Source organism: Stutzerimonas nitrititolerans (assembly GCF_003696285.1).
In the GTDB taxonomy this organism is placed as follows: domain Bacteria; phylum Pseudomonadota; class Gammaproteobacteria; order Pseudomonadales; family Pseudomonadaceae; genus Stutzerimonas; species Stutzerimonas nitrititolerans.
This window is the reverse complement of record NZ_RFFL01000007.1, coordinates 177,707-187,388: the sequence shown is the minus strand read 5'-3', so window position 1 is coordinate 187,388 and position 9,682 is coordinate 177,707. Positions and strand designations below refer to the sequence as shown.

Genomic DNA, 9,682 nt, shown 5'->3' with positions numbered 1-9,682 from the left:
TCAGGCCCGGCGGTATTCCGGACGATTGGCCAGGCCTTCCTTTAACGCCTGGATCAGCAGGCGTACCTTGGGCAACGGGTAACGGCGCTGTGGGTAGACGGCCCAGACGGCGGTGTTGGGCGGCTGATGGGCTTCGAGCAGCGACACCAGTTCGCCCCGGCGCAACGGCTCCTGCACGTAATAGTCCGGGAGCTGACACAGGCCGAAGCCGCGCAGGGCCGCGTCCAGCACCGCCTGGCCGCTATTGCAGCGCCAGTTGCCGCTGGGCTTGAAGGGTTGCTCGCGGCCATCGACCTGCAGCATCCAGGTATCGCCGGTGCCCACCAGGCAGTTGTGTCGCGCCAGTTCGGAAAGGGTGTGCGGGCGCCCGTAGCGTTCCAGATAGGCCGGTGCGGCACACAGGTACATGGCCCGTGGCGCGATGCGGGTCGCCACCAGCCGCGATTCGCCGAGACGGCCCAGGCGTATGGCGAGGTCGAAGCCTTCCTGCACCATGTCCAGGGTGCGGTTGGACAGCTCGATCTCCACCCGCAACTGTGGATGCTGCGCCATGAAGTCGTTCACCAGCGGCACGATGAAGCGCTCGCCGTAAGCCACAGCGGCGGTCATGCGCAGCAGCCCGGTGGGTGCCGTGTGCAGGTCGCTGATGGCATGGAAGGCTTCGTCGCGTTCTTCGATCAGGCGCTGGCAGCGCGCCAGAAAGGTGTGTCCCGCCTCGGTCAGCGAGACGCGCCTCGTGGTGCGGTAGAGCAGGCGGGCCTGCAGCCGCTCTTCGAGACGCGCCACCTGGCGGCTGACGTGGGAGGACGATACCCGCAGCTGTTCGGCGGCGCGCATGAAACTGCCACACTCGGCAACGGCGACGAACTCGTCGAGACCTTCCCAGCGATTCATATCGGCTTCCTTCTGCGAGCTTCGGATTATCCCTGGGGAGCAACAATGTTTCCACGATTGGCTCATTAACCCAGCAAGTGAATGAAACTACACTCTGCCGCATCCATCCAGGAGGACATCGTTCATGACCATCAAATCGCGCGCCGCCGTCGCCTTCGGCCCCAACCAGCCTCTGCAGATCGTCGAGGTGGACGTCGAACCGCCCAAGGCCGGCGAAGTGCTGGTACGCATCGTCGCCACCGGTGTTTGCCACACCGACGCCTATACCCTGTCCGGCGAGGACTCCGAAGGCGTCTTCCCCTGCATCCTCGGCCACGAGGGTGGCGGCATCGTCGAGGCGGTCGGCGAGGGCGTGACCTCGGTAGCGGTGGGCGACCACGTGATCCCGCTGTATACCGCCGAGTGCCGCCAGTGCAAGTTCTGCACCTCCGGCAAGACCAATCTCTGCAGCTCGGTGCGCGCCACTCAAGGCAAGGGCCTGATGCCGGACGGCACCACCCGCTTCAGCTACCAGGGCCAGCCGATCTATCACTACATGGGCACCTCGACCTTCTCCGAATACACGGTGCTGCCGGAAGTCTCCGTGGCGAAGATTCCCAAGGAAGCGCCGCTGGACAAGGTCTGCCTGCTGGGCTGTGGCGTGACCACCGGCATCGGCGCGGTGCTCAATACGGCCAAGGTGGAAGCGGGTGCCACGGTGGCCATCTTCGGCCTCGGCGGCATCGGCCTGGCGGCGATCATCGGCGCGAAGATGGCCGGCGCCAGCCGCATCATCGTCATCGACATCAACCCGTCGAAGTTCCCCATCGCCGAGGAGCTGGGCGCCACCGATTTCGTCAATCCGAAGGATCACGACAAGCCGATCCAGGAGGTCATCGTCGAGATGACCGATGGTGGCGTGGACTACAGCTTCGAATGCGTGGGCAACGTGCAGCTGATGCGCGCCGCGCTAGAGTGTGCGCACAAGGGCTGGGGCGAGTCGGTGATCATCGGCGTCGCTGGCGCGGGGCAGGAGATCAGCACCCGTCCGTTCCAGCTGGTCACCGGCCGGGTCTGGCGCGGCAGCGCCTTCGGTGGCGTCAAGGGTCGCACCGAACTGCCGGGTTACGTGGAGAAGGCGCAGAGCGGCGAGATCCCGCTGGATACCTTCATCACCCACAACATGGGGCTCGATGAAATCAACCAGGCCTTCGATCTGATGCACGAAGGCAAGAGCATCCGCACCGTCATCCACTACTGATCCGCAGGGTGGATAACGCCGTCGTCAGACGGCTTATCCACCCGACTGGTGGAGAACGCTTCGCGGTTTTCCACCCCACGCGAGGCACAGCCATGACCCTTGAAAACATTTCCTGCCAGAAAAGCTTCGGCGGCTGGCACAAGCGTTACCGGCATCGCTCCAGCAGCCTGAACTGCGACATGGTGTTTGCCGTGTACCTGCCGCCGCAGGCGGAACAGGGCGAGAAACTGCCGGTGCTGTACTGGCTGTCGGGCCTGACCTGCACCGACGAGAACTTCATGCAGAAGGCCGGCGCGCATCGGCTGGCCGCCGAACTGGGGCTGATCATCGTCGCGCCGGATACCAGCCCACGCGGGCCGGACGTGCCGGATGACCCGGACGGCGCCTGGGATTTCGGTCTGGGCGCGGGCTTCTATCTGAACGCCATCCAGCAGCCATGGGCGCAGCACTACCGTATGTACGACTACGTGGTCGACGAGCTGCCGGCGCTGATCGAGGCGAACTTCCCGGTATCCGACAAGCGCGGCATCAGCGGGCATTCCATGGGCGGCCATGGCGCGCTGGTCTGTGCATTGAAGAATCCCGGTCGCTACCGCTCGGTGTCGGCTTTCGCGCCCATCACCAATCCCCTCAATTGCCCCTGGGGCGAAAAGGCGTTTTCCCGCTACCTGGGCGAGGACCGCTCGCGCTGGCGCGAATGGGACGCCTGCGCGCTGTTGGCCGAGGCGGGCGAGAAGCTGCCGCTGCTGGTGGACCAGGGCGACCGAGACGATTTCATGGCCAACCAGTTGAAACCCGAGGCACTGGAAGCTGCGGCCAAGGCGGCGGAGCATCCGCTGACGCTGCGCATCCAGCCGGGTTATGACCACAGCTACTACTTCATCGCCAGCTTCATCGATGACCACCTGCGGCATCATGCCGAGGCGTTGAAGGCGTAGGGTGGATGACCGCGCAGCCTCATCCACGCGTCGGGTTCGGCCGGCGACCATGTTGGCCGGGTGTTTGCGTGATGTGCTGGCTGCGTGGAAAACGCTTCGCGGTTTTCCACCCTACGAAGCTGCAACCGCGGCATCGAGGGCGTCTGTTCGCTTGACGTCTGTTCCGATTGTCATAAAAAAGGCCCGACCGAGTGGCCGGTCGGGCCTTTCCATCGCCGGGAGCTAGAGCGATGGATAATCGGTGTAGCCTTCCGCGCCCTTGGCGTAGAACAGCTCAGGCTTGGGCTCGTTGAGCGGCGCATCCTGGCGCAGACGCTCGACCAGATCCGGGTTGGCGATATAGGGAATGCCGAACGCCACCGCGTCGGCCTTGCCTTCGGCCAGCCATTCGTTGGCCTGTTCCCGGGTGAAGCGTTCGTTGGCGATATAGACGCCACCGAAGATCTGCTTTAGCTGCGGGCCGAGGCTGTCTTCGCCAGCCTGTTCGCGGGTGCAGATGAACGCCACGCCGCGTTTGCCCAGTTCACGAGCCACATAGCCGAAGGTCTCGGCGCGGTTGGAGTCGCCCATGTCGTGGGAGTCGGCGCGCGGCGCCAGGTGCATGCCGACGCGTCCGGCGCCCCAGACGCTGATGGCGGCATCGGTGACTTCCAGCATCAGTCGAGCACGATTTTCCAAGGAGCCGCCATATTGGTCGGTACGCTGGTTGGTGCTGTCCTGCAGGAACTGGTCGAGCAGATAACCATTGGCGCCGTGGATTTCCACGCCGTCGAAGCCCGCTTCCTTGGCATTCTCGGCGCCCTTGCGGTAGGCCTCGACGATGTCGGCGATCTCTTCGGTCTCCAGTGCGCGTGGAGTCTCGTAATCCTTCATCGGCCGCACCAGGCTCACATGCCCGGCGGGCTTGATGGCGCTGGGCGCGACCGGCAGCTGGCCGTCGAGGTAGATCGGGTCGGAGATGCGCCCCACATGCCAGAGCTGCAGCACGATCTTGCCGCCCTTGGCATGCACGGCATCGGTGATCTTCTTCCAGCCTTGCACCTGCTCGGCAGACCAGATGCCGGGCGTGTCCGGGTAACCGACGCCCATGGGCGTCACCGAGGTGGCTTCGCTGATGATCAGGCCGGCATCGGCGCGCTGGCGGTAGTACTCGACCATCAAGTCACCGGGTACCCGGCCAGGTTCCGCACGGCAGCGGGTCAGGGGCGCCATGATGATGCGGTTGGTCAGTTCCAGATCGCCGATGCGGATCGGGTCGAAGAGTGTAGGCATGCGGTGTTGCTCCTCTACAGGGTGCGAAAGGGTTCAGAGTTCCTGGCCGATGCGAGCCAGAAAGTCCTGGATGAGCGGCTCGTTGCGCTTGAAGAAATGCCACTGACCGACCTTGCGGCTGGTGATCAATCCGGCTCGCTGCAAAGTGGCCAGGTGTGCCGATACCGTCGATTGCGAGAGGCCGGCCCGCTGGTCGATCTGTCCGGCGCAGACGCCGTTCTCGAGGGAATGGTGCTGCTCGGAAAAGTAGCGTTGCGGCTCCTTCAACCACTGCAGGATTTCCCGGCGCAGTGGGTGGGCGAGGGCCTTGATGATGTCGTCGAAATCGTCGGGCATGGCGTTCGTCTGGTTCGGTATATCGCGATGGGGCGAACTATATATCGTTGAATTCCGATACGGGATCGATTCGGTCGATGGTGACTATCGCGCCCATCGATACCGGCGCAGGCCCTAGCAGCTCCTGTAGAATCCGCGGCTGATCTTTTCAGGGGTTCTGACTATGCGTATTGGCCACGGCTATGACGTACACCGCTTCGCCGAGGGCGACTTCGTGACCCTCGGTGGCGTGCGGATTCCTCACCGGTTCGGCTTGCTGGCGCACTCCGATGGTGACGTGCTGCTGCACGCGCTCAGCGATGCGCTGCTCGGTGCCGCCGCGCTGGGCGACATCGGCAAGCATTTCCCGGATACCGACCCGCAGTTCAAGGGCGCCGACAGCCGCGTGCTGCTGCGCCACGTGCTCGAACAGGTGAAGAGCAAGGGCTGGAAGGTCGGCAACGTCGACGCCACCATCATCGCCCAGGCTCCGAAGATGGCGCCGCATATCGAAACCATGCGCGCATCGATCGCCGAGGACCTGCAGGTCGAGCTGGATCAGGTCAACGTCAAGGCCACCACCACCGAGAAGCTGGGCTTCACCGGGCGTGAAGAGGGCATCGCCGTGCATGCCGTCGCCCTGCTGGTTCGCGCATGACCGAAGAACAGCTGCAGGGGCCACGGGCACACGGTGGGCCGTGTGGCAGCGCCGTGCTCAAGGCCGTGGCCGAGGATTTCCAGGTCGATGAGGTGCTGGACATTCCCCTGTCCGGCGAAGGCGAGCATCTCTGGCTCTGGGTCGAGAAGCGCAACCTCAATACCGAGGAAGCGGCCCGTCGCATCGCCCGCGCTGCCGGCGTGCCGCTGCGCAGCATCAGCTATGCGGGCCTCAAGGACCGCCAGGCGCTGACGCGCCAGTGGTTCAGCCTGCACCTGCCGGGCAAGGCCGACCCGGTCCTCGGCAAGGCCGAGGACGAGACCCTGAAAATCCTCGAGACTCGCCGCCACCAGCGCAAGTTGCAGCGCGGCGCCCACTCGGCCAACGGCTTCACCCTGCGCCTGACCCAGTTGGACGCCGATCGTGCCGACCTGGAGGCGCGTCTCGAGCGCATCAAGGCGCAGGGTGTGCCCAACTACTTTGGCCTGCAGCGCTTCGGCTTCGAGGGCAGCAACGTTCATGGCGCACGCGAATATGCCGAGCGGCAAGAGTTGCCGGTACAGCGCAACCTGCGCTCGCGGCTGCTCTCGGCTGGGCGCAGCCATCTGTTCAACCGGGCCCTGGCAGAGCGTGTCGGCAATGGAAGCTGGAACCAGGCGCAGGTGGGCGATCTGCTGGCCTTCACCGACAGTCGCAGCTTTTTCCCGGCGGGGGAGGCCGAATGCCAGGACCCGCGCCTGGCCATCCTCGATCTGCATCCTACCGGCCCCTTGTGGGGTGCCGGTGAATCACCCGTAAGCGGTGAAGTACAGGCGCTGGAAGCCGAAGTCGCGGCGGCCGAACCGGCAATCGCCAAGTGGCTCGCAGAAGCTGGAATGAAGCATGAGCGGCGTATTCTTCGCCTCCCCATCGGCGGCTTGTCGTGGCATTATCCCGGGCCTGACATTCTGCAACTTGAATTCGTCCTGCCGACCGGATGCTTCGCCACCGCCGTGGTGCGCGAGCTGGTCAGCCTGGCAGGGCAGACGGACATCTGATGCGTATTCTGATCGCCAACGACGACGGGGTGTATGCACCCGGGCTCGCCGCGCTTTACGACGCGCTGGCGGACTATGCCGAGTGCCGGGTCGTCGCCCCCATCCAGGACATGAGCGGTGCCAGCAGCGCACTGACCCTGGATCGCCCGCTGCACCCGACGACCATGCCGAACGGCTTCATCGGTGTGAACGGCACGCCCACCGACTGTGTTCACCTGGGTATCAACGGTTTGCTCGAAGAGGCACCCGACATGGTGGTTTCGGGCATCAACCTGGGTGCCAACCTGGGTGATGACGTGCTCTATTCCGGCACCGTGGCCGCTGCCATCGAGGGACGCTTCACCGGCAAGCCGGCCTTCGCCTTTTCGCTGATCTCGCGCTCACCGGACAACCTGCCGACGGCGGCCTACGTCGCCCGCAAGCTGGTGGAGCGGCACGACCAGCTCGATCTGCCGCCGCGTACGGTGCTCAGCGTCAACGTACCCAACTTGCCGCTGGATCATATCCGCGGTATTCAGCTGACCCGGCTCGGGCATCGCAGCCGGGCCAAGCCACCGGTGCGCCAGGCCAACCCGCGGGGTAAGGACGGTTACTGGATCTCCGTGGCTGGCGACGTCGAGGACGGCGGGCCGGGAACCGATTTTCATGCAGTGATGCAGGGCTATGTCTCGATTACGCCCCTGCAGCTCGATCGAACCTTTCGTGAGGCGTTCCAAGGCCTGGAAAGCTGGCTGGAGAAGGTGCTGTGAACCATCTTGGACAGGAGAATCTGATGCGCCACGGAACCGGGATGACTTCGCAGCGTACCCGCGATCGCTTGATTCAGCGCCTCTACGAGGAAGGGCTGTCCAACGCGCACGTGCTGGAAGTCATTCGTCGCACGCCACGCCATCTGTTCGTCGACGAGGCGCTGTCGCATCGCGCCTACGAAGACACCGCGCTGCCCATCGGTCACAACCAGACCATTTCCCAGCCGTTCATGGTCGCGCGCATGAGCGAACTGCTGCTGGCCGACGGTCCGCTGGACAAGGTGCTGGAGATCGGCACCGGCTCGGGTTACCAGACCGCGGTACTGGCGCAGCTGGTGGAACGGGTGTTCTCCGTCGAGCGGATCCAGGCGTTGCAAGAGCGCGCCAAGGAGCGGCTCGGCGAACTGAAGTTGCGCAACGTGGTCTTTCGCTGGGGTGATGGCTGGGAGGGGTGGTCCGCATTGGCGCCTTACAACGGCATCATCGTTACCGCCGCAGCAGCCGACGTGCCGCAAGCCCTGCTCGATCAACTGGCGCCTGGTGGGCGTCTGGTGATTCCGGTAGGGGTAGGTGAAGTGCAGCAACTGATGCTTATCGTTCGTGAGGAAGGCGGTTTTTCCAGGCATCTGTTGGACACCGTACGCTTCGTGCCGCTGCTAAATGGACCCGTAGTTTGAGTATTCAGCGGAAGGAAGCATGAAGAACGCGTTAATGCTGTACATCAAGGGTATCGCCATGGGCGCCGCCGACGTGGTACCTGGCGTATCCGGCGGCACCATCGCCTTCATCACCGGCATCTACGACGAGTTGCTGCGGTCGATTGGCGCGATTCCCGGTGCTGCGATGCTGCTGTTCCGCGGTCGCGTTCGGCAGGCATGGACGGCTGCCAACGCCAACTTTCTGCTTGTTCTGCTGGGCGGCATCCTTACCAGTGTCGTCAGCCTGGCCAAATTGATTTCTTACCTGCTCGATACCCATCCGATCCCGGTATGGTCGTTCTTCTTTGGACTGATACTGGTCTCCGTGCACCTGGTCGGCAAGGAGATCCAGCGTTGGGATCTGTCGCGTGTCGTCGGGTTGATACTGGGTGTCGCATTCGCCTATGTGATCACCGTGGCCGCTCCGGTACAGTGGAGCAGCAGCGGTTTGAGCCTGTTTTTCGCCGGTGCCATCGCGATCTGCGCGATGATCCTGCCGGGCATCTCCGGCAGCTTCATTCTGGTATTGCTGGGCTTGTACCCGGTTGTACTGGGCGCGGTAAAAGACCTCGACGTGGCTGTACTGGCGATTTTCGCCTCCGGCTGCCTGGTCGGTATCCTGAGTTTCGCGCGCATCCTCAGCTGGATGCTCGATCGCTGGCGCGACCTTACCCTGGCTTTTCTCACCGGGCTGATGCTGGGCTCGTTGAACAAGGTCTGGCCGTGGAAGGAAGTGCTGACCTGGCGCATCGACTCGCAGGGTGAGCGCACGCCCGTGCTGGAGCAGAACCTGCTGCCGGGCAGCTTCGCGGAGGTTACCGGTCAGAATCCGCAGCTGTTGCTGGCGGTGCTGATGGCGGTTGCGGGGATCGTGCTGGTACTGGGACTTGAATGGTTCGCCGGACGACGTCAGCCTATGGCGCAAAGCGTCTGAACAGACACGGCAATGTAGGGAGCGGGCATTGAAGCTCACAGCAGTTGCGCGGTGGATCCGCCATCCGTCGGTTCGCTGCGTCCTGGTCGCAGCAGTCGTCGGGACGCTGCTGGCTGGTTGCGCCAGCCCACCTCGGGGCGGTGTGCAGGTCGTCGACCGCAACAACCGTGATCGTGTGACGACGGGGCATTACATCGTTCAGCGTGGCGACACGCTATGGTCCATCGCCTTTCGTTTCGGTTGGGACTGGAAAGAACTGGCTCAACGCAACGGTATCGCTCCTCCCCATGTGATTCATCCGGGTCAACAGATCCGCTTCGACGGTCGTGCGCCGCGCAATGTCGCTGCTGCTCCAGCGCCGAAGGTATCCACGCCGCGGACCACAGCGCCGGTCGTGACCACGCCCGTACCGATCCCACCACCCATCACCAGGGCTCCGCAGGCCCCGCCACCGGCCAGTACGCCGATCAAACGGGTGACTCGCTCGGCCAGCGGCTGGGCATGGCCGGCGAATGGCCAGATCATCGGCCGATTCTCGTCAAACGGTAGTTTGAATAAAGGCATTGATATCGCCGGGGAATTAGGACAGCCTGTTTTAGCTGCTTCTGATGGCGCTGTTGTGTACGCCGGTAGTGGTTTACGGGGTTACGGCGAACTTGTGATCATCAAGCACAGCGATACCTATGTAAGCGCCTACGGTCACAACCGCAGGCTGCTGGTTCAGGAAGGCCAACAAGTCAAAGCTGGGCAGAGCATTGCCGAGATGGGATCGACTGGAACCGACCGGGTGAAGCTGCACTTCGAGATTCGCCGCCAAGGCAAACCTGTTGATCCTCTGCAATACCTGCCGAAACGTTGACCTGAAGCTCGCCTGCTCCGGCACTAGGGGGCTCGAGTGACGCCAGGGACAGGGTGCCATCCGAGCCTGTTGTCGAACTCAGAACAGG

General features: G+C 63.7%; 11 protein-coding genes. 8 read left to right on the top strand and 3 right to left on the bottom strand.

Going from position 1 to position 9,682, the window contains the following annotated elements; translation table 11 throughout:
* Window positions 1-894 carry a LysR family transcriptional regulator gene (locus EA795_RS11025; RefSeq protein ID WP_122077243.1) on the bottom strand — a complete coding sequence of 298 codons (894 nt, stop codon included), beginning with the start codon at window positions 892-894 and terminating at the stop codon, window positions 1-3.
* 124 nt (window positions 895-1,018) lie between these two features.
* Between EA795_RS11025 and EA795_RS11020 the strand changes: the two genes are divergently transcribed.
* Both EA795_RS11020 and fghA read left to right on the top strand, forming a co-directional pair.
* Window positions 1,019-2,134 carry an S-(hydroxymethyl)glutathione dehydrogenase/class III alcohol dehydrogenase gene (locus EA795_RS11020; protein ID WP_122077241.1) on the top strand — a complete coding sequence of 372 codons (1,116 nt, stop codon included), beginning with the start codon at window positions 1,019-1,021 and terminating at the stop codon, window positions 2,132-2,134.
* 92 nt (window positions 2,135-2,226) lie between these two features.
* Complete coding sequence (gene fghA, locus EA795_RS11015; RefSeq protein WP_122077238.1) at window positions 2,227-3,072, top strand: S-formylglutathione hydrolase; 846 nt, start codon at window positions 2,227-2,229, stop codon at window positions 3,070-3,072.
* Window positions 3,073-3,294: 222 nt separating this feature from the next.
* Here fghA and EA795_RS11010 read toward each other — a convergent pair whose 3' ends face one another.
* Window positions 3,295-4,344 carry an alkene reductase gene (locus EA795_RS11010; RefSeq protein ID WP_122077235.1) on the bottom strand — a complete coding sequence of 350 codons (1,050 nt, stop codon included), beginning with the start codon at window positions 4,342-4,344 and terminating at the stop codon, window positions 3,295-3,297.
* Between the two features lie 33 nt (window positions 4,345-4,377).
* Window positions 4,378-4,680, bottom strand: a complete 303-nt coding sequence (locus tag EA795_RS11005) for an ArsR/SmtB family transcription factor (protein WP_014853624.1) — start codon at window positions 4,678-4,680, stop codon at window positions 4,378-4,380.
* Window positions 4,681-4,843: 163 nt separating this feature from the next.
* On the opposite strand from EA795_RS11005, the gene ispF reads away from it, so the two are divergent.
* From ispF to EA795_RS10975, 6 genes are read left to right on the top strand one after another with little or no spacing between them, the layout of a single operon-like run.
* Window positions 4,844-5,317 carry a 2-C-methyl-D-erythritol 2,4-cyclodiphosphate synthase gene (gene ispF, locus EA795_RS11000; protein ID WP_014853623.1) on the top strand — a complete coding sequence of 158 codons (474 nt, stop codon included), beginning with the start codon at window positions 4,844-4,846 and terminating at the stop codon, window positions 5,315-5,317.
* Complete coding sequence (truD, locus tag EA795_RS10995; RefSeq protein WP_122077232.1) at window positions 5,314-6,354, top strand: tRNA pseudouridine(13) synthase TruD; 1,041 nt, start codon at window positions 5,314-5,316, stop codon at window positions 6,352-6,354. Before ispF ends, truD begins: the two co-directional genes overlap by 4 nt.
* Window positions 6,354-7,103 (top strand): 5'/3'-nucleotidase SurE, encoded by a 750-nt coding sequence (surE, locus tag EA795_RS10990; protein WP_014853621.1) that lies wholly within the window; start codon window positions 6,354-6,356, stop codon window positions 7,101-7,103. Before truD ends, surE begins: the two co-directional genes overlap by 1 nt.
* A 41-nt stretch (window positions 7,104-7,144) precedes the next feature.
* Window positions 7,145-7,780, top strand: a complete 636-nt coding sequence (locus tag EA795_RS10985) for a protein-L-isoaspartate(D-aspartate) O-methyltransferase (RefSeq protein WP_014853620.1) — start codon at window positions 7,145-7,147, stop codon at window positions 7,778-7,780.
* A 19-nt stretch (window positions 7,781-7,799) separates the two neighbouring features.
* Window positions 7,800-8,735 (top strand): polyprenyl-phosphate transporter, encoded by a 936-nt coding sequence (locus tag EA795_RS10980; RefSeq protein WP_043942642.1) that lies wholly within the window; start codon window positions 7,800-7,802, stop codon window positions 8,733-8,735.
* A 28-nt stretch (window positions 8,736-8,763) separates the two neighbouring features.
* Complete coding sequence (locus EA795_RS10975) at window positions 8,764-9,594, top strand: peptidoglycan DD-metalloendopeptidase family protein (RefSeq protein WP_014853618.1); 831 nt, start codon at window positions 8,764-8,766, stop codon at window positions 9,592-9,594.
* The last annotated feature ends 88 nt before the right edge of the window (window positions 9,595-9,682 follow it).

Coding starts and splice junctions, on each gene's coding strand:
- EA795_RS11025 (WP_122077243.1), bottom strand. CDS start 894: ATGAATCGCTGGGAAGGTCTCGACGAGTTCGTCGCCGTTGCCGAGTGT.
- EA795_RS11020 (WP_122077241.1), top strand. CDS start 1,019: ATGACCATCAAATCGCGCGCCGCCGTCGCCTTCGGCCCCAACCAGCCT.
- fghA (WP_122077238.1), top strand. CDS start 2,227: ATGACCCTTGAAAACATTTCCTGCCAGAAAAGCTTCGGCGGCTGGCAC.
- EA795_RS11010 (WP_122077235.1), bottom strand. CDS start 4,344: ATGCCTACACTCTTCGACCCGATCCGCATCGGCGATCTGGAACTGACC.
- EA795_RS11005 (WP_014853624.1), bottom strand. CDS start 4,680: ATGCCCGACGATTTCGACGACATCATCAAGGCCCTCGCCCACCCACTG.
- ispF (WP_014853623.1), top strand. CDS start 4,844: ATGCGTATTGGCCACGGCTATGACGTACACCGCTTCGCCGAGGGCGAC.
- truD (WP_122077232.1), top strand. CDS start 5,314: ATGACCGAAGAACAGCTGCAGGGGCCACGGGCACACGGTGGGCCGTGT.
- surE (WP_014853621.1), top strand. CDS start 6,354: ATGCGTATTCTGATCGCCAACGACGACGGGGTGTATGCACCCGGGCTC.
- EA795_RS10985 (WP_014853620.1), top strand. CDS start 7,145: ATGACTTCGCAGCGTACCCGCGATCGCTTGATTCAGCGCCTCTACGAG.
- EA795_RS10980 (WP_043942642.1), top strand. CDS start 7,800: ATGAAGAACGCGTTAATGCTGTACATCAAGGGTATCGCCATGGGCGCC.